Genomic DNA, 19197 nt, shown 5'->3' with positions numbered 1-19197 from the left:
CCCTTGCACCGTACCCCGCGCCGGGTCGATGTATTCGCGCGATCGTGGGACGCAGCAATACATCGACCCGGGGCTGTTGAGGGCGGCGGGCCGATGAGGTGTCAGCGGTGCAGGGCGGCGACGCGGCCCTGCTCGCCCGAGGCCCAGCAGGCTCCGTCGTTCGTGCACTCGACGGAGTCGAAGCTGCCGGTGTCGAAGGCGGTCCACGACCGGCCGCCGTCGGTCGACACGTCGGAGCCCGACGGCCCGACGGCCAGCACCGTCGCGCGGGTGCCCGTCACCCAGTCGGAGCCGGAGCGGTAGCCGCCGGGGTTGGTCGTCGGCTTGCTCCAGGTTGCGCCGCCGTCTGCCGTCCACGCGGCGTTGTCGACCGAGCCGGTCGGTGCCGTGAAGTCTCCGCCGAGCAGCACTCCGCGGCGCGCGTCACGGAAGGTCACCGAGAAGATGCCGGCTGCGGCTCCACCCGCGACGGGAGTGGCCGCGACCGTCCACGTGTGCCCGCGGTCGGTCGAGGTGAAGAGACGGGCCGGGTCGACGCCGCCGCTCGCGAGGTAGGTGCGGTTGCCGGGGCCGGTCGACAGGCAGGTGCCCGAGGCGGCGAAGGCGAACTCGCCCGCGAGCGCGTCGGGCATGCCCGCGGGGTCGACGATCGACCACGTGTGCCCACCATCGGCGGTCTCGACGAGCCGGAAGCGCCCGTCGACCGGGTCGCTCATGGCCAGACCGCGCTGCGGCGAGCTGAAGGCGAGGCAGTCGTAGAAGGCGGTCGGCTCCGCGTTGCGGAAGGTCTCGGTCCAGCTCGCTCCTCCATCAGCGGTGACGAGGATGCGGGAGTCCTCACCCTCGCCGATCGACAGGATCACCGCGCGCTGCGCGTCGAACGCCTCGATGTCGCGGAACTGCAGCGCCTCAGTGCCCAGCCCCTCCGGGCTGACATCGGCCCAGGTCGAGCCGCCGTCGGTCGTGCGCAGCACCGTGCCGTTCGTGCCACTGACCCAGGCGATCTCCGACGAGACCGGCGCGAGCCCGCGGAAGCGCTCGGTCGTGCCCGTCGGCGTCAGGCTCCAGCCGTATGCCGTCGCGTTGGCCTCGCCCGCCGCGCTGGGACGGTGCCCTGACGCAGTGGGTGAGGGGGCGGCATACGCGCTGGCGGCTCCGGCGAGGAGGGCGATGGTGGTGGCGGCGAGCAGGGCGGTGCGGTGGGGTGTCTTCATGCCTCCTCAACCTAGGGTGGACGACCCCGGCTCGCGCGGTGAAGGGGGGTCGGGCAGCGCCCAGGCCTCGCCCTCGATGGGCGCCCACTCGTCGACGACGAACTCCAGGTAGGTGAAGCTCCCCTCAGGCTCGGGTGCGTGCCAGCGCGCCTCGCCCACACCGCATACCCGGCGTCCGTCCCACTCACGCTCGGAGCGGACGGGCGTCGACCACCCCATACGCGTGAAGGTGCGGCCGTCGGCAGAGGAGCGGAGGCGGTCGCCGGAGACGAAGTCGACGAGCCGCCCGACCGCGTCGAAGCGCAGGTCGGCGGTCACGGTCTGCCGGCGCAGCGAGAACGTCGCGGTGACCGTGTCGGCGCCGGTCGACGCCCACGAGATCGGCGCCCCCACGAGCGCAGCGGGGACGAGGAGGCAGAGGTCGTTGAGCACGGTGACGGTCTCGGCGCGGTCCATCTCGGGGCCGGCACCCTCGACGATGGGCACGACGGACGCGAGGCGCACCCGCATCGTCGCCGCGCCCCGGGTGAAGACGTGGAGGACGTCGACGGGCAGGCCGAGCATCGTCGCGTCCATGAAGAAGATCCGGCAGGGGTCGGCGCCATAGACGTTCACCTGCTCGCCGATGAAGGGCATCCACGGCTTCGTGGGACCGCCGCGGATGCGACCGTGGATGGACGCGCGGAAGCCGACGACCGCCGGGCGATCGACCGCGCCCGCCTGGCGAAGGAAGCGGATGACCGGCTCGGGGAGGTCCGCGACGTGACCCTCGGCGACGAAGGCCGGGTGTCGTGGAGCCGAGAGGGCCGCCTCCACGTGCCGGGCGTAGTCGGCGCGGAGGCTGCGTGGACCGGTGCGGGCCCAGGCATGACCGGCAACAGCGAGCAGCAGCACGTTGACGACCGTGCCGGCTCGCGCGTCCTGCCACGCCGAGACGACGAGGACCTGCGAGAGCAGGGCGGCGGACAGCGGCACCCACCACGGGCAGTCACCCTGCGCGAGAAGGACGGCCACCGCGAGCACGAGCAGACCCACGCAGAGCCAGGCGAAGCCCAGCAAGGGCCCGATGTCTGCGGTGAGGGCGGGCACGGCGGCCCACCCGAAGCCCTTGACCGCCCCCAGCAGGTGGAGCAGCCCATGGAGAGCGATGATGACGACGACGACCCAGCGGATGACACGCCTGAGGAGCACGGCGGCCACCTCCTCCCACCCTCCAGTCTCGTGCGGGACGGGGTGGGCGGCGCGGCATCGTCGCCAAGGTCACGCTCGCGGCGAAGCGCGGTTCAGGCTTGGTGACGGGACCCTGGACCGGGCCTCAGCGCGAGTGGCGGGGCGTCAGCGTCCGGTGCCGCCGTAGACGATGGCGTCCTCGGTCGAGTCGAGGCCGAAGGCCGTGTGGACGGCGCGGACGGCCTCGTCGAGGTCCTCGGCGCGCGTCACCGCCGAGACGCGGATCTCGGAGGTCGAGATCATCTCGATGTTGATGCCGGCCTCGGCGAGCGCGCCGAAGAACTTGGCCGAGACACCGGGGTGGCTCTTCATGCCCGCGCCGACGAGGGCGATCTTGCCGACGCCGTCGTCGAAGCGCAGGTCGGCGTACTCGACGTGGTGCTTGATCGACTGGAGCACTGACATCGCCTTGGGCCCGTCGGCCTTGGGCAGGGTGAAGGAGATGTCGGTCTTGGCCGTCTCGGCCGCCGACACGTTCTGCACGATCATGTCGATGTTGAGGCCGGCCTCGGCGATGGCACCGAAGATCTTGGCCGCGATGCCGACGCGGTCGGGCACCCCGACGATCGTGATCTTGGCCTCGCTGCGGTCGTGGGCGATGCCGGCGATGATCGGTGCCTCCACGGCGCCTTCTCCTTCGTAGGGGTTGTCCTTGATCCAGGTGCCGGGCTTCCGCGACCACGACGAGCGCACGTGGATCGGGATGCCGTAGCGACGGGCGTACTCGACGCAGCGCAGGTGCAGGATCTTGCTGCCGTTGGCAGCGAGGTCGAGCATCTCCTCCATCGAGAGCACGTCGAGCTTGCGGGCGTTGGGCAGCACGCGCGGGTCGGCGGTGAAGACGCCGTCGACATCGGTGTAGATCTCGCAGACGTCGGCGCCGAGCGCTGCCGCGAGCGCGACGGCGGTCGTGTCGGAGCCACCGCGGCCGAGGGTGGTGATGTCCTTCGTCGTCTGGCTGACCCCCTGGAAGCCGGCGACGATCGCGATGTGGCCGGCGTCGAGGGCGCTCTGGATGCGGCCGGGCGTCACGTCGATGATGCGGGCGGCGCCGTGCGCGTCGTCGGTGATGACGCCGGCCTGGCTGCCAGTGAAGGAGCGCGCCTCCGAGCCGAGCTGCGCGATGGCCATCGCGACGAGCGCCATCGAGATGCGCTCGCCGGAGGTGAGCAGCATGTCGAGCTCGCGAGCGGGCGGCGACGGCGTGACCTGCTCGGCGAGATCCATCAGCTCGTCGGTCGTGTCACCCATCGCGGAGACGACGACGCAGACCGAGTGGCCGGCGCGCTGCGTCTCGACGATGCGCCGGGCCACGCGCTTGATCGCCTCGGCGTCGGCAACGGACGACCCGCCGTACTTCTGGACGACGATGCTCACACTGGCTCCGGATCTGGTCGCTGGGCGGTTTCGTGCGGGTCGAGTCTAGGCTCGCCACCGGCACGCCCACGGGGAGGTCACCATGCTGAGACGTCCGGCGACGGGCGCGTGGGAGCGCAAATCCTGCGGGCTCTCAGGGGTGCAGGGCGTCGAACTCCGCCTCGCCGACGGCCTCCTCGTCGGCGTCGAGCCGCAGGTGCCCGAGGATCGAGTGCAGCGCCCGCATCGAGGCGAGGGCGCGGTCGCCCCACTCGGACAGGTAGCTGAACTGCCACCACCACAGCGCCTCGAGCCGCCGGCCGGCCGAGTAGTGCTTGAGCCCGTGCGACAGCGCGAGGGCGACGTCGGCGAGGTCGCCCGAGATCGAGCCGTCGGCGCGCTCCCCCGAGGTCACCGGGTCGATGACGTAGATGTAGTCGTCGATGCCGGCGAGCGCGTTGGCGAGGCCGTCGCGCAGCGGGTCGGCGTCGTCGTCGGCGCCGGGGTCGGGCTCGAAGCGCTCAGTCGGCACGACGTCCTGGATGGCGCCGAGGCGCGCGCCGGCGACGAGGATCTGCGAGAGCGCCAGCGTCAGCACCGGCAGGGCCGTGTCGGGCGAGCTGCCCGAGGCCACCTCGGTGACCGAGGTGAGGAAGGCGCTGGCCTCCGCGGCGGTCAGGTCAGCGAGGCCGCCGAGGTCGCCGACGTCGTTGGCGTCCTCGACATCCGTGGCGTGCGTGGTCATGGGCAACCCCTTCGTCGTATGCCGCAGCGCCTGCTTCGCTGTGTCCCTCAGTCTGCCGCTCGCCCGGGTCACCCGTCGACCCGAGTAGGCCTCGACCGAAAGCGCACCCCGTCTCCTGAACGACGAGGGGGCTTCACGGCGTGCCTGCCCGATCACCGCCGACGCGCGCGAACCAGCGGGGCAGCGGATACCGCTTGTCCGCTCCCGGGGTCGCCTCACCCCGGTCCAACGCCGCCGGACGGATGGCGAAGGAGGCGAGCGCCTCCTCCCCGACTTCGCGGCTCGCACCCACACTGACGGCCGAACCCACGACGAAGTGGGAGCCGTCCACGGAGATTGCGAACATGTTGCGGAACTCTGCGTCGCGAAAGCCACGGCACGTCGCCCACGTATCGATTACGACTACGTATCCCTCCTTTTCGATCTGGCGCTGACCGGCGTAGGTGCACCCGTCGACGGTGTAGTCATCCTTTTCGAGAAGCTGCCTGAGGTAGGTCACGTAATCCGCCTCGGTGCGGCCCGCGAGCTTCAGTCGTTGGGCGGTCTCCACCGACGCCCCGACGTATGCACTGGGCTCGTCGTAGGCGTGGGCGGTGGTCAGGCCAGCTCCCGTACCGCTACGTACGCCTGAGCCTGCATCGATGATCCCGTCAATGGGCATGTCGTACGGGGCGGGCGCCGAGCCCCATTCGGCCGGCACGGTGAGCGTGACCCCACCATCGGCGCTGCGCACCACTTTCGCGCTTTTGGACGGCGAGACGTTCGCTTGAGAGGTCGTTCCGCTGGTAGGCGCCCCTCCTCCGACCCAGCCAAAGAGCGAGTCGATCCTGCTGCTGGTGAAGACCGCGGCGGCCAGGGCCGTGGCGACCGCTCCGATGATGGCCACCTTGGCACCCTCGCTCTGCCAGATGCTGGAACGTGGCGGCCGCTCGCGTGCCACAGTCCCTTTCACGCCGGTGTCACTGGCGCCGGAGGCAGGTGGCGAGGGCTCTGACGGCTGGCCCGAGGCCGTTCCCCCGGGCGGGTCCGGTGCGTCCATCCAGCGATGATCCCAGCGCTGGGTCCTGCCCCGGGGAGGTTTCGCCAAACGTCAGGCGTTGACGCGACGCCTGCCCTCGAAGGCGCGCCCGAGGGTGACCTCGTCGGCGTACTCGAGGTCGCCGCCGACGGGCAGGCCCGAGGCCAGCCGGCTCACAGTGACCCCGACATCGCGCAGCAGACGTGAGAGGTAGGTCGCGGTGGCCTCCCCCTCGAGGTTGGGGTCGGTCGCGATGATGACCTCCTGCACCTCACCCGAGGCGAGGCGCGGCAGCAGCTCGCGCACGCGCAGGTCATCGGGGCCGATGCCGTCGATCGGGCTGATCGCGCCGCCCAGCACGTGGTAGGTGCCTCGGAACTCGCGGGTGCGCTCGATCGCGACGACGTCCTTGGGCTCCTCGACGACGCAGATGGCGGTCTGGTCACGGCGGGGGTCGGCGCAGATGCGACAGCGCTCGGCCTGCGCGACGTTGCCGCACACCTCGCAGAAGCGCACTTTGGCCTTGACCTCGGTCAGCGCGGTGACGAGCCGGGTGACGTCGTCGGAGTCGGCCTGCAGCAGGTGGAAGGCGATGCGCTGAGCGCTCTTGGGACCGACCCCGGGGAGTCGGCCGAGCTCGTCGATCAGGTCCTGGACCGCGCCTTCGTACACACCCGCCACCCTAAGCCCGCGTGCTGACACCCAAAGCCCTGACGCGGCCGCCGCGCGCAACTACCGTGGAGAGTCGGTCCAGCCAGGAGGGTCCATGGACGAGCAGGTCGCGTCACGGCGCAGCGCACGCATCCAGGCTGCCGGGCCCTTCCACCTGCTCATCGACTTCCTCAACCGGTCGGACTACGACACCCGGCGCCGCGAGCCCGGCGTGCTCGACTTCACCTTCGGCGACCCCCACGAGATGCAGCAGCCGGGCTACGTCGACGCAATCCGCGAGGCGGCCGTGCCGCTCGACGAGCTGTGGTTCGCCTACAAGCAGAGCGAGGAGCCCGCGCAGACCGCCGCTGCGGCGTCGCTGCGCCGCGTCGTGCCGCTCGCGTGGTCGGGCGAAGACCTGCGCATGACGACCGGCGGCTTCGGCGCCATCACCGTCACCATGAAGGCGCTCGCCGACCCGGGCGACGAGGTCGTCTACTCCCTGCCGCCGTGGTTCCTCTACGAGGCCCTTGCGCTCGAGGCCGGGCTCGTGCCCGTCAAGGTGCCCGCGCGCCCGCCTCGCTTCGACCTCGACCTCGACGCCATCGCCGCCGCCCTGACGCCACGCACCCGCATCGTCGTCGTAAACACCCCCAACAACCCCACCGGTCGGGTCTATCCGCCAGAGGCCCTGACCGCGCTCGCCGAGCTGCTCGAGGAGGCGTCGGCCCGCTTCGGGCGACGCATCTGGATCGTGTCCGACGAGCCCTACAACCGCCTCGTCTTCGACGGCCTCACCTTCCACAGCCCGGCCGAGTTCTATGCCCACACCGTCATCTGCTACTCCTACGGCAAGACGCTGCTGGCCCCCGGGCAGCGCCTCGGCTACGTCGCCGTGCCACCCGGGCTGCCCGGCCACGACGAGCTGCTCGACGCCATCGAGACCATGCAGATCGCGGGTGGCTGGCTCTTCCCCAACGCCGTCATGCAGTATGCCGTCCCCCACCTCGAGGCGCTGTCCGTCGACGTCGCCGGGCTGGCAGCCAAGCGCGACCGCCTCGTCATGGCGCTGCGCGAGATGGGCTACGAGGTGACCTCCCCCGAGGGCACCTTCTACCTCTGGCCACGCTCGCCGATCGCGGACGACGAGGCCTTCGTCGCGACGCTCGCACGACTCGGCGTCCTCGTCATGCCCGGTGCCCTCTTCGAGACCCCGGGGTGGTTCCGCATCTGCCTCACCGCGACGGTGGAGTCGGTCGAGGCGGCGCTGCCGCACTTCGCCGCCGCCCTGGACGAGGTCGGCGCAGGAACCGCGGGTCAGGCCGAGAGGTCGCCGCTCGGGACCTCGTTGTAGTAGTCCACCCGCTCCTGGCCGCTCAGCTCGGCAATGGCCTGCATGACCTCGTCGGTGAGGAGCCGGCGTGCCTTGCCAGCCGGCACACCGGCATACGCCTCCACCCCGATGGGCTTGCCAAAGCGGACCGTCACCTTCGCGAGACGGGGGAAGCTGGCCCCCACGGGCTGGATGTCCTCGGTGCCGATGAGGCCGACGGGCACGATCGGCACCTTGGCCGTCAGCGCGAGCCACGCCACGCCCGTGCGCCCGCGGTAGAGCCTGCCGTCGCGCGAGCGCGTGCCCTCCGGGTAGATGCCGAAGGCCTCGCCCGCCTTGAGCACCTCGAGCGCCGTGTCGAGGCTTTCCTGAGCGGCGGTCGCGGAGTGCCGGTTGACCGGGACCATGCCGACGGCCGTGAAGAACCCCTTGCGCAGCGCTCCCCCGACGCCGGAGCCGGTCCAGTACTCCTCCTTGGCGAGGAACCTGACCTGGCGCGGAGACGCGAGCGGGATGGCGAAGGAGTCGATGAAGGAGAGGTGGTTGCTCGCGACGATGACGCCACCCTCGCGCGGCACGTTCTCCTTGCCCTCGATCGTCGGGCGATAGAGGGCGTGGGACAGCGGATAGAGGACTCCGCGCCCCAGGCTGTACATCATGGGGTCAGCCTAGAGCCGACGGTGGGCGGTCGGCGTGGTGTGTCCGCGCCGGCCGCCCCTCCCCTGCTGGCGGCGTCGTCGTCGGTATGCCGCCCGGCGGGCTCGTGACGTCAGTGGCCGGGACTGATCCTTCCGCGCGACCCGCGTGCGGTCACGGGGTCACCGTCCCGTTGACGCACCGCACGCTCGTGCCGTCGAAGGCAGCGCTCGTCATCGAGACGCAGTTGGTCCACGGGCCAGCGCTCGCCCCTCGGGCATCGAAGGCGATGCTGCGGGTGCCTGCCGTCCCGGCCGCGCTGCTGACGACGAGCTCGGTGCCTTGGGCGGGGAGTGTCCCGACCCCGTCGACGTAGGTGTTCTGGCCCCGCGTGCCGTTGACGTTCTCCGCCCCGACGGTCAGGAAGCCACCGTCACCGTTCCCCTGGATCGGGCCGAAGGCATACGACACGTCCGTGCCGGCAGGGGTGTTCCCCTCGACGCCGATCCAGATCTGGAAGCTCGCGGTCTTCGCCGAGCTGTACTCCCGCACAGCCTCCCAGTCGATGATGATCCAGTCATTGACCCCGTCGGTCAGGACGCCGATGCGGACCGCGCCGCCCGCGCCCGGGTTGAGGTCGGTCCAGAAGGGCGCGAGCACGTTGTTGGGGAGGGCCGGGTCGGGCAGCGTCTGGTTGATGAAGTCGACGTCCGCTCCCGTGCCGCCGCCGACCACGGCATACCCGTTGCTCGTGACCCCGATCCGCGTCCACGACTGCCCCGCGAAGATGAACGACGGGACGTTGAAGTTGGCGATGGTCTCATCGCCCACCCCGACGATCGGCGGGATGTTGAAGAGGCTGAGCGGGAAGTACCCCGCTGGGGAGGTGCCGGGAGCGATCGAGACCGACGGGGGCACGGTCGCCGGCACCGTGCCGGTGAAGCTCACCGTGTTGCCCGAGAGCGTGCCGCCGACGACGGAGGCGTCGACGACGTCGAGCCGGTTCGGCACGGGGTCGACGATGCTGACCGGCGCGTCGGCGAGGGCGGCGTTGGCCGCGGTGATGCTGCACGATGTCGTGGCCCCGAGAGCAAGGGTCGACGGTGCGCAGGCCTTCGTCAGCGTGATCGGGGCCTGACCTCGAACGACCGTGATCGGGAAGACGAGCCGGTGCCCGGGGGTGTCCGACAGCGTGATCTGGGCGTGGCGCACCTGACCGTCAGCCAAGCCGGCCCCGTCGACGGAGATCGAGAACGTCGCGCTGCCGTTGGCCGGGAGGGTGAGGGTCGACGGCACGGTCACCGTGAGGTCCGACGGCGCCGAGACGCTGAGCTTCCACTTCGCCGCCTTGTTGGACGTGTTGCGCAGGGTGCGCTCTGCCGTGATCCGACCGGGCATCGAGGGCACGTAGAGGCTCGGGTAGTTGGCGTTCCAGAGCTCCTTGCCGAGCGCGGTGTAGTCAGCGCCGCTCACGTCGAACGTGGCGCCGGGGTCACCCGCCTTGTTGAGCCGGATTCGGCCCGACCCACGGTCGAAGGGTGTCGTCGGCGAGGTGCCGTCGTTGGCGATGACGTCCGTGGTCGCCGTCGTCATGAGCGCCGACTTGATCTGGCCCGGCGTCCAGGTCTTGTGCAGGGCTGCGAGGAGGGCCGCTCCACCGGCCACGTGCGGGCTCGACATCGACGTGCCGGCGATGCTCTGGAAGAGCTGCCCCGGAGAGCCACCCACGCTCGTCGCGGGTGCCGGGGTGTTGGCCGCAAGGATCTGCAGACCGGGCGCGGTCACGTCGGGCTTGCTGACACCCAGGGTCTGCGCGGGGCCACCTCGGGAGCTGAAGACCGTCATCACGTCACCCGGAACGGTCTGCGCCGTGGGGTTGGCCCACGTGGCCGTCACCCCGGCATGCGAGGAGATGAACGTGAGCAGGGCCTCTCCCGCCGTGTTCTCCAGGTGCACGGTGGGCACCCAGTGGTTGTCGGTGAACTCGTTGAGTCGCGTCGGGTTGTAGAGCAGCATGCCGGTTCCTCCCCCGTCGGCGACGACCTTGCTCTTGAGCACCCGACCGGGGCCGCGCTGGCACACGACGATCTTGCCCGCGGCTGCGCCGGCCGGGATCGGGGTGGTGCACAGGGCGTTGGAGCCGACCGCCGTGGCGAGCACCACGGGGGTCGCGCTCGGGATGCCCTGGGTGACCGACGACCCGGTCAGCGAGAGCGTGGCGCCGTCCGGCGAGGCGAGCTGCACGGCCGACCGGAAGTGCCGGTTGGAGGTGCTGGCCGCGACCGTGGTGACCCAGGGTCCGCGGTGGTCGACGGTGTCGGCCCCGGGCCCGGAGTTGCCGGCCGAGGCCGCGACGAAGACGCCGGCGTTGTAGGCATCGAGGAAGGCGAGCTCGACCGCGTCGGAGTAGGGGTTGGACCCGCCGCTGATGGAGAAGTTGATGACATCGACACCATCGGCGATGGCCTTCTGCACGGCCGCCACCGAGTCGGACTGGTAGCAGCCCGCGTCGCCGCACACCTTGTAGACCATGACGTGGGCCCGCGGCGCGATGCCGCTGACGACACCGCGGCTCTGGCCCTGGATGCTGGCAGCGACGCTCCGGTTGCCCGCCGCCGCGCTCGCCGTGTGTGAGCCGTGGCCGTTGTCGTCGCGCGCGGTCGTGAACTCCGTGGGCAACAGCCCGACGAGGGCGTCGTAGGTCGCCATGAAGCGGTCGGCGCCGATGAGCTTGTCGTTGCACGCGAACGGCGCGCCCGGGTTGGCGCCGCCGGAGAACTCGCACGCCCGTGGCGTTCCCGCGGGGGGTGGTGGGGCGGCATACGGCTTGCCCGTGGGGTCGGGGTCCGAGAAGGACGGGTGCTCGGGCCAGACGCCCGAGTCGAGCACGCCGACGATGACGCCCTCACCGGCCTTCGACTGGCCACCGAGGCCGCTCCATAGGGCGCCGGCGCCGATGAAGCCCGGAGAGGCATCGGTCTGCATCTGCTCGAGCCGGTCGGGAAGCACGGCCGTCACGCCGGGAAGCGTGGCGAGCGTGGCTGCTTCGTCACGGCGCACGCGCATCGCCACGCCGCCGAGCACGAGGTCGTAGCGCGCGGTGACCGTGCTGCTCGGCGCGGCCGCCTTGGCCGCTCGCTCGAAGGCCGCCTGCTGCTGCCGCAGGTGGGCGCGGTAGCGCGCACTGTCGGCCGAGGCAGGGTTGAACGGCCGACCCGTCGCGCGGGCGCTCGTCGCAGGGAAGCCCCGCACCCCGCCGTCATAGCTGGCTGCAGGCTCGTCGTCCAGCCTCACGATCACGGAGACACGGCCATCCGTGCCCTTCGCCGCGTCCGAGAGCGTCTTGTCGACGTCGACCGAGATCGTGGCGTCCGGCTGGAGAGGGCGGGCGGAGAAGCGGCTGGCGTCGCTCGAGTCGGCGGCCGCGGGGCCACCGGCGGAGAGCAGTGCCAACGAGGCCGCCGCAGCTGCGGCGGTGACAGCGAGCGGGCGGGCGGCTGAACGGCGCATCCGGACTCCTTTGTCCATCACTGGATGGGCCCCGAGACCTTCCCACGCTAGGGACGATTCGGCGGCGCGTCCGCGGATCCGATGCAGCCGTCCGGCTTGGGACGAATGTCGCGGCGACAATCACGACATCACATGAAAAGCGCTGTCATGGCGTCGTTTTCACGCGCGGGACCGCACCGTCCAGGCATGGGCTCGGAGGTCGAAGTCGGTGGCTGGCAGCAGCTGCTGGCATCGATCGCGGAGCGCACCACGGTGCTCGTCGTCGAGGCCCGCGACGTAGGAGCCTGCTGGACCGACCCCGAAGGTGAAGGGCTCCCACCACTGCTCGAAGCTCTCGTGGTGCACCGAGACGCCGAGCTCTCCGCTCTCCACGCGGGCCAGGCCAGCCGCGTGGCAGAGTCGCTCGAGGTCGCCCTCGCGCGCTCCCGGCAGGTCGCTCTCGTCGAGGACCCCGGGGTCGAGGTCGCGGGCGGCGCGCCACAGCACACTGATCGGGCCGCGCTCGCCGGCGAAGTCCCACACGCAGGCCGACACGGTGCCGCCGGGCCGGGTGACCCGGGCCATCTCCTGGAGCCCGCCGACGGGGTCGGTCATGAAGTGGACGACGAGCTGGGCCAGGGCGTGGTCGAAGAGGTCGTCGGGATAGGGCAGCCGCTCTGCCACCGCGAGCTGCACGTCGAGGGTCGGGAAGAGCTGCCGCACCGCCGCGACGAAGGACGGCGAGGGGTCGACGGCCGACACCTCGTCGACGCCCAGCCGGTCGACGAGCACACGCGTGAGGGCCCCGGGGCCACAGCCCACATCGAGGGCTCGCTCTCCGGCGCGCACTCCCGCCCAGTCGGCGAAGTCACTGGAGAGCGGCCCCGAGTAGCGCCCCATGAAGCGGTTGTACGCGTCCGCCGCAACATCGAAGGACACGGTTCGACCGTACTGCCGTCGCGTCGCCCCCCGGAGCGTTATCCCCAACCCCGCCGGACCGGCGTCGCCGAGCCCGTATGCCGTCCCCGACGTCCCGACACGGGCGGCGGGTCCCGCCGTGGCACAGGGCAGCACGACACCTGATCGCGGTCGCGTCACGCCCTCAATGGACGACTCTGCGGCTGTCCGGGGAGTAGCGTCGCGCTCACCGACGAAGGGACGGAGACGTGGACTTCACCGAAGCCATCGAGCTCGCGGTCAAGGGGTTCGACACGGCCGGGGTGGGCACGATGGTGGTCGGCGCCCTCCTGGCCGCCGTGGCCGCAGCGCGCACCGTCCGCGCCGACCGGCAGGGCACCTACACCCGCTTCCGGCGGCAGCTGGGCCGGTCGATCCTGCTGGGGCTCGAACTGCTCGTCGCAGCCGACATCATCCGGACCGTTGCGATCACCCCGACACTCGACAGCGTCCTCGTGCTCGGCCTCATCGTCCTGATCCGCACCTTCCTCAGTTTCTCGCTCGAGCTGGAGATCACCGGCCGCTGGCCCTGGCAGAGCCCTCGTGAGGCCCAGCAGGAGACCGCCGACTGAGGCTCCACCCAGTCGAGTGCCCAGTTCCCCCCACGCCGGCCCCATCGGAAACCGCCCACTCGACCAAGACGCCAGTCGAGTGGGCACTTCTCAACACGCGGCCCCGTCGGAAACTGCCCACTCGACCAGAACGCCAGTCGAGTGGGCACTTCTTCACACGCCGGCCCAGTCGGAAACCGCCCACTCGACCTCGGGGATGAGTCGAGTGCCCAGTTCCCCCCACGCCACCCCCGTCCGAAAGTGAGCACTCGACCTCGGGGATGAGTCGGACGGGTGTGCCGATGGGTGCCGGTCTAGTCGGTCGTCTCGGAGACGACGCGTCCGCCGAGCACCTTCTCGATCACGGTGCGGCCGACGTCGCCGGACTGCTCGATGTCCTCGTCGTCGTCGCTCACGGCCGAGTCGTCGGTGACCGGCGCGGCGGGCGAAGCATCGCTCCCATGACCCCCGCCACCGGCCACGTCGCGTCGCGCCGACGCCGACCGGGCTGCGGCGAAGGACTCTCGAACAGCGCTCGCACCCCGCGCGTGCCGGGCATCGGTCGAGGTCGACCCGGCCGAGCCGCCGGACACCGTCGTCGGCCCGGACGCACCGGACGCACTCGGCGCGGGCGGCCCGGACGAAGTCCCGCCGGCTGCCGGTGCCGGCGCCGCAGTCGCGGTGGCCCACTCGGGGGCGGGGCCGGCAGGACTGCCCCAGCCGGCGTTGTCCTGGAGCGAGCGAGGCGAGGTCGGGCTGAGGCCGGCCTCGGTCATCGCGCGACCGCCCGAGCCGGAGCCCGAGCTGTCGCGACCCGCGCCACGCGGATCATGCCCGGCGCCGGCATCACCCCACGACCCGCCTGCTCCGCCGGAGCCACCGGATCCGCTGACGCCTCCGGCACCGCCGTCGCCACCCGCGGCATTGCCGCCACCTCGGCTAGGAGAGCCCTGGGCACCGCCCGCGCTGCCTTGCGCGGCAATGGAACTCGACTGACCGTGGTCAGGGGGAGCAAGCGGTGGGGGGGCATTCTCGGAGGGGACCGCGCCAGCCGGGGGCGCGACGGCCGGCTGCTGCGAGATGTCCTCGACGTGCACCCCGTCGACGACGGCATCGACGCCGAGCTCGTCGATGAGCGCCTGACGCACCACCTCGGAGTGGTTGCCGGAGCGGAAGGTCGTCGTGAGCCCGGCCGTCGCGATGCCGAGGGTGAGGGTGCGCCCGTCGAAGGCCATCACCTGGGCGTTCTGCGACACGAAGGTCCAGGTCAGACGCCGCATCGTGAAGATGCGCCCGAGCACGGTCGGCCACGCCCGGCGGATGTCGTCGGTGTCGAGCCCACGCGTCGGTGCGGCCGAGCCAGCAGAAGTCGCAGAGTCGGCACCCACAGAGCCGGCAGGTTCGACACCCGTCGGCACCGCATCGGGCGCGGCTGGCTCGACGACGTCACCGACCGAGTCGACACCCGTCTCGACGACCGACGGGCCACCGACGGACTCGTCGGGGACGGCCACCACGGGCGCACCCGCAGCAGCCCGGGCCGCGTCGGCCTCGGCGCCCGCCGTCGACGGTGAGCCACCGTGCACCGGCCCGCCGGCAGCCGACCCACCCGCTCCGCTCGACCCTGACCCACCCGCGCCGAGGGTGTGGGAGAGGTCGCGCTCGCGGCCCCCGCCCATGCCGCCGGCTGCGGGCGACGAACCCGCCGACGCGCCCTCCCGAGGAGCGGAGGGAGCTCCCGAGGGGGGCGGGGTGTAGTCCGACACGGTGCGACCGGGGGCCTGAACCGGCGTCGTCTCGTGGCTGGTCGGCGAGGACGACGGCGCACCCGGCCCAACAGCGGAAGCCGGCGAGCTGGCCTTCGCACCAGCAGGTGAGGCACCGGCGGGTGAGGCCGCGGGAGCCGGGCCGCGCGCAGCGCTCGGGACGCCGCCGACGTCGAGGCGACGCTCAAGACGGTCGAGGCGGGCGGCATACCCCTGCTCGCCCGACGCGGCAGGGAGCAGGATGCGGGCACAGATGAGCTCGAGCTGGAGGCGGGGCGCCGTGGCGCCGGTCATCTCGGTGAGACCCGCGTTGACGATGTCGGCCGCGCGCGAGAGTGCGCCCGGCCCGAAGGCGGCCTGCTGCACGCGCATCCGCTCGAGCTGGTCCTCGGGGGTGCCGCGCAGCACCTGGCCGGCGCCCTCCTGCACGGCGGCGACGATGATGAGGTCGCGGAGCCGCTCGAGGAGGTCCTCGATGAAGCGCCGCGGGTCGTGGCCCGACTCGATGACCTTGTCGATCTGGCGGAAGGTGGCCGCGCCGTCGGCCGCGGCGAGCGCATCGACCGTGGCGTCGAGCAGCTCACCGTCGGTGAAACCGAGCAGCGACACCGCGCTGTCGTAGGTCAGCCCCTCGGGACCCGACCCCGCGATGAGCTGGTCGAGCACCGAGAGCGAGTCACGCACCGAGCCGCCGCCGGCCCGCGTGACGAACGAGAGCACGCCCGGCGCCACCGCGACGTCCTCGGCCACGAGCAGCCGCTCCATGTAGGCACTGAGCTTGAGGGGCGGCACGAGCCGGAAGGGGTAGTGGTGCGTGCGGGAGCGGATCGTGCCGATGACCTTCTCGGGCTCGGTCGTGGCGAAGACGAACTTCACGTGCTCGGGCGGCTCCTCGACGATCTTGAGCAGGGCGTTGAAGCCCTGCGGCGTCACCATGTGCGCCTCGTCGATGATGTAGATCTTGAAACGGCTCTGCGCCGGGCCGTAGCTCGCCCGCTCGCGCAGGTCACGGGCGTCGTCGACACCACCGTGGCTGGCCGCGTCGATCTCGATGACGTCGACGCTGCCGGCGCCCCCGCGGGCGAGCGCGACGCACGAGTCGCAGACCCCGCAGGGAGTCGGCGTCGGGCCCTGCTCGCAGTTGAGGCAGCGCGCGAGGATGCGGGCGCTCGTCGTCTTGCCGCAGCCGCGCGGCCCGCTGAAGAGGTAGGCGTGGTTGACCCGCCCCGTGCGCAGCGCCTGCATGAGCGGCTCGGTCACGTGCTCCTGGCCGATGACGTCGGCGAAGCTCTCGGGCCGGTAGCGGCGATACAGGGCGGTGGCCATTCCCGAACCCTAACCGCCGGGACCGACGGCAGACCCCCGCCCGGCAACGCACCGAGCTGTCGTCAGATCCCCGTGGCATGCCGCGCGGAGTTGGCGATTGCTCGGTGTGTTGCGCAGGATGGGGGCTCGCTCGTCGTACGACAGACCGTAGGAGACCCCGTATGCCGCCCCGCACCCTCTACCGCCGGATCGCCGTCGCGGAGGTGGTGACCTGGGCGCTGCTGCTGCTCGGGATGTTCCTCAAGTACGTCACGCGCACGACCGACCTCGCGGTTTCCGTCTTCGGACTCGTGCACGGTGTCGTCTTCATCGCCTTCTGCCTCGTCACACTGCTGCTCTGGGTCAACCAGCGCTGGACGGTGCGCGAGGGGGTGCTCGGTCTGCTGAGCGCGGTGCCGCCCTTCCTCACGGTCTGGTGGGAGCGCCGACTCGAGCGGCGCGGCCGGCTCGACGGTGAATGGCGGCTCGGGCGTGACGGCGAGGCTCCGACCAACCCTGCCGAGCGACTCGTCGCCGCGCTGCTGGCCCGACCCGCCGTCGCCGTGGCCGTGGGGCTCGTCGCGGTGGCGGGCCTCACCGGTGTCGCGCTGCTCCTGGGGCCGCCTGTCAGCACTCAGGGCTGACGCCAGCGATCCCTGAGCCTCGTCCTGCTGGCGATCGGATCGCTCTCTCGATTGGGGTGAGGGCGATCGGATCGCTCTCTCGATCGGGTGAGGTGGCGACGCGGGCTCCCAGCCGGGCGGCATACGGTGGCTGTCGGTGGGCCGACGAAGGGTGGAAGCGGATGAGCGCGGTCGCGACTCTGACGGGTGAGGTGCGCGCCGACGGCGTCGGCAAGACGATCGACGAGACGACGCTGCTGCTGCCGACGGATGTGCACGCCGACCCCGGCGAGTGCATCGTGCTGCGCGGCCCCAACGGCTCGGGCAAGACGACGCTGCTGCGCATCATCGGCGGCCTGCTCGTGCCGACCGTGGGCACCGCCACGATCGGTGGCCGCGAGGCCGACGAGCGCGACCGCTCCGTGCGCGCCGCCGTCGCCGGCCTCCTCGGCGCCCCGACGACCTACCGCGACCTGACGCTCGTCGACCACCTCGTGCTCGTCGACTCGACCTGGGGCGGCGAGCCCAGCACGTCTGACGACCGCGCCCAGGCGCTGCTCGACCGGCTCGGCATCGCCCCGCTGCTCGACCGCTTCCCGCACGAGCTGTCGTCGGGGCAGCAGCAGCTCTTCCGCCTCGCTCTCACCCTCGCGCGACCGGCGACCGTGCTGCTGCTCGACGAGCCGGAGCAGCGGCTCGACACGGCCAAGCGGCAGGTCGTCGCCGGCATCATCCGCGAGCGCGCCGAGTCGGGAGCCACGGTCGTGATGGCCTGCCACGACCCGGAGCTCACGGCCGCGCTCGCCACCCGCGTCGTCGACGTCGTGCCCGCCCGCTGAGCGATGACGACACCCGACGGGCCAGACAGCGCCCCCGAGCCCACCTTCGAGGTCGACGACCCCGAGTGGCTCGGCCAGGCCGACTGGATCATCGGCGGCGAGGCCGCCGCCAAGGCACGCGCCCAGGGCCGGTATGCCGCCTACGTCCTCGCGCTCATGGCGCTCGTCTACGGCTTCCCGTTCGTGCAGGCGACCTTCAAGACGAGCGACAGCGCGACGCTGCGCGACCAGCTGAGCTCCCCCGCTGCATACGGCGTCGGGGTCGCGGCGGTGGCCGCCGTCTTCGTCGCGGTCAGCTGGGCCGGCCGCTTCCGTGGGCCGGTCGTGCCGCCGATGCCGTGGATCGACCTCGTGCTCGCTGCCCCCGTCGACCGAGCGCTCGCCGTGCGGCGTTGGTGGCGGTATGCCGTCGCAGCCGCCCTCTTCGTCGCCGGACTCGTCGGGCTGACCTTCTCGGCAGGGATCGCCTACGCCGGGGTCGTGGGGCCGCTCGTCATCCCGATCGCCCTCGTCGGCGGTCTCGTGCTCGCCGTCGTCGTCGTGCGGGTGTGGCTGTGGGCGCAGGTGCGCTCCTGGCCCGGGCCCGACCGGGGGCCCTCGCTGCTCTGGCGGGTCGACGACGCGCTGCGCGAGCTGCACACCGAGTCGCTGCGCCGGCACTCCGCCAACACCTCGACGCTGGCCGGCTCGGCCCTCACCGGCAACCTGCGCACCGCCCGGCTCACCTTCGCCCGCCCCGTGCGGCGCGCACGATCGGTGCGGCTGCGGCCGGGGCGCCCGGTGCCCGTGCTCGTGCGGCGAGACGTGCTGGGGCTCCGGCGCCAGCCGTCGTCCCTGCTCAGCGGGCTCGGCCTCGTCCTGCTCGGCGCCGTCGTGCTCGCGTGGGCGCTCAGCCAACCGGCAGCGCCGGGCATCGCCGTGCCCCTCGGGCTCGTGCCGCTCTACCTCGGCTACGGCGCGTGGGCCGAGGGGCTTCGCCTGCAGGCCGACAACATCGGCACCCCGTCGCTCCTCGGCTCCGGACCGCTCGAGGAGGCAGGTGCGCACCTCGTCGTGCCCACCGTGCTCACGACCGCGGTGCTCGGCGGGGCGTATGGCGTTGCCGTCGCCCTCAGCGCCGGCGCGGTCGACGGGGGCGCGCTCGCGTCGATCGTGTGCGTGCTCGGGGCGCTTGCCGGCGGCCACCTGCTCGCCGCCTTCCGGGGCAGCCCGACGATCCAGACCGGGCCGCAGGGCCTCATCGCCTGGTATCTCATGCCGTCGTTCATCGTGCTCATCGTCGGCTCGATCCTGCCGCTGGCGCTCCGGGCCGGGGCCCCGTCGGCGGCCGGCGTGGCCGTCTGGCTCGTCGTCGGGCTGATCGCCTGGGGTCTGCACCGCGTGCGACGGCTCACCCACCTGCACCGCTGGTGACCGAGGGCTAGGGCCAGATGGGGAACCGTCGGTCGCTCGTTCCTCGCTCCCTCCTCCCAAATCCCGGAGGC

At 71.9% G+C, this 19197-nt stretch carries 15 protein-coding genes; 5 read left to right on the top strand and 10 right to left on the bottom strand.

Features of this window, described 5'->3' with window-relative positions; all coding sequences use genetic code 11:
• Positions 1 to 101: 101 nt before the first annotated feature.
• From LG278_RS03965 to recR, 6 genes are all read right to left on the bottom strand, one after another.
• Positions 102 to 1214 carry a WD40/YVTN/BNR-like repeat-containing protein gene (locus tag LG278_RS03965; RefSeq protein WP_404391155.1) on the bottom strand — a complete coding sequence of 371 codons (1113 nt, stop codon included), beginning with the start codon at positions 1212 to 1214 and terminating at the stop codon, positions 102 to 104.
• A 6-nt stretch (positions 1215 to 1220) separates the two neighbouring features.
• Complete coding sequence (locus LG278_RS03960; RefSeq protein ID WP_404391153.1) at positions 1221 to 2405, bottom strand: DUF6544 family protein; 1185 nt, start codon at positions 2403 to 2405, stop codon at positions 1221 to 1223.
• Positions 2406 to 2549: 144 nt separating this feature from the next.
• Entirely contained in the window at positions 2550 to 3821 is a 1272-nt protein-coding gene (locus LG278_RS03955) for an aspartate kinase (RefSeq protein ID WP_404391151.1), read from the bottom strand.
• Positions 3822 to 3954: 133 nt separating this feature from the next.
• Entirely contained in the window at positions 3955 to 4545 is a 591-nt protein-coding gene (locus LG278_RS03950; protein WP_404391149.1) for a DUF5063 domain-containing protein, read from the bottom strand.
• Positions 4546 to 4678: 133 nt separating this feature from the next.
• Complete coding sequence (locus LG278_RS03945) at positions 4679 to 5431, bottom strand: hypothetical protein (RefSeq protein WP_404391147.1); 753 nt, start codon at positions 5429 to 5431, stop codon at positions 4679 to 4681.
• Positions 5432 to 5635: 204 nt separating this feature from the next.
• The gene (gene recR / locus LG278_RS03940) at positions 5636 to 6235 is read right to left on the bottom strand and encodes a recombination mediator RecR (RefSeq protein WP_404391145.1); all 600 of its coding nucleotides are present in this window, start codon (positions 6233 to 6235) and stop codon (positions 5636 to 5638) included.
• Between the two features lie 94 nt (positions 6236 to 6329).
• Between recR and LG278_RS03935 the strand changes: the two genes are divergently transcribed.
• Complete coding sequence (locus LG278_RS03935) at positions 6330 to 7568, top strand: aminotransferase class I/II-fold pyridoxal phosphate-dependent enzyme (RefSeq protein WP_404391143.1); 1239 nt, start codon at positions 6330 to 6332, stop codon at positions 7566 to 7568.
• Here LG278_RS03935 and LG278_RS03930 read toward each other — a convergent pair.
• From LG278_RS03930 to LG278_RS03920, 3 genes are all read right to left on the bottom strand, one after another.
• On the bottom strand, positions 7532 to 8206 hold the full coding sequence (locus LG278_RS03930; RefSeq protein WP_404391141.1) for a lysophospholipid acyltransferase family protein: 675 nt from the start codon (positions 8204 to 8206) through the stop codon (positions 7532 to 7534). The two genes, LG278_RS03935 and LG278_RS03930, sit on opposite strands and share 37 nt — an antisense overlap.
• 151 nt (positions 8207 to 8357) lie before the next feature.
• Positions 8358 to 11693, bottom strand: a complete 3336-nt coding sequence (locus tag LG278_RS03925; RefSeq protein WP_404391139.1) for a S8 family serine peptidase — start codon at positions 11691 to 11693, stop codon at positions 8358 to 8360.
• 159 nt (positions 11694 to 11852) lie between these two features.
• Positions 11853 to 12611, bottom strand: a complete 759-nt coding sequence (locus LG278_RS03920; RefSeq protein ID WP_404391137.1) for a class I SAM-dependent methyltransferase — start codon at positions 12609 to 12611, stop codon at positions 11853 to 11855.
• 227 nt (positions 12612 to 12838) lie between these two features.
• On the opposite strand from LG278_RS03920, the gene LG278_RS03915 reads away from it, so the two are divergent.
• Positions 12839 to 13201, top strand: a complete 363-nt coding sequence (locus LG278_RS03915) for a DUF1622 domain-containing protein (RefSeq protein ID WP_404391135.1) — start codon at positions 12839 to 12841, stop codon at positions 13199 to 13201.
• A gap of 293 nt (positions 13202 to 13494) precedes the next feature.
• Here LG278_RS03915 and LG278_RS03910 read toward each other — a convergent pair whose 3' ends face one another.
• Positions 13495 to 16272, bottom strand: coding sequence for a DNA polymerase III subunit gamma and tau (locus LG278_RS03910; protein WP_404391133.1), 2778 nt, complete (start codon positions 16270 to 16272; stop codon positions 13495 to 13497).
• A 161-nt stretch (positions 16273 to 16433) separates the two neighbouring features.
• Between LG278_RS03910 and LG278_RS03905 the strand changes: the two genes are divergently transcribed.
• The 3 genes from LG278_RS03905 to LG278_RS03895 all read left to right on the top strand — a co-directional run bounded on the left by LG278_RS03905 (position 16434) and on the right by LG278_RS03895 (position 19126).
• Positions 16434 to 16895, top strand: a complete 462-nt coding sequence (locus LG278_RS03905) for a DUF3817 domain-containing protein (RefSeq protein WP_404391131.1) — start codon at positions 16434 to 16436, stop codon at positions 16893 to 16895.
• 161 nt (positions 16896 to 17056) lie between these two features.
• Entirely contained in the window at positions 17057 to 17713 is a 657-nt protein-coding gene (locus LG278_RS03900) for an ATP-binding cassette domain-containing protein (protein WP_404391129.1), read from the top strand.
• A gap of 3 nt (positions 17714 to 17716) precedes the next feature.
• Positions 17717 to 19126 carry a hypothetical protein gene (locus tag LG278_RS03895; RefSeq protein ID WP_404391127.1) on the top strand — a complete coding sequence of 470 codons (1410 nt, stop codon included), beginning with the start codon at positions 17717 to 17719 and terminating at the stop codon, positions 19124 to 19126.
• Positions 19127 to 19197 lie beyond the last annotated feature (71 nt).

It is taken from the genome of Humibacillus xanthopallidus, assembly GCF_044793955.1.
GTDB classification, from domain to species: Bacteria; Actinomycetota; Actinomycetes; order Actinomycetales; family Dermatophilaceae; genus Humibacillus; species Humibacillus xanthopallidus_C.
This window is presented reverse-complemented; position numbering and strand designations above follow the sequence as displayed.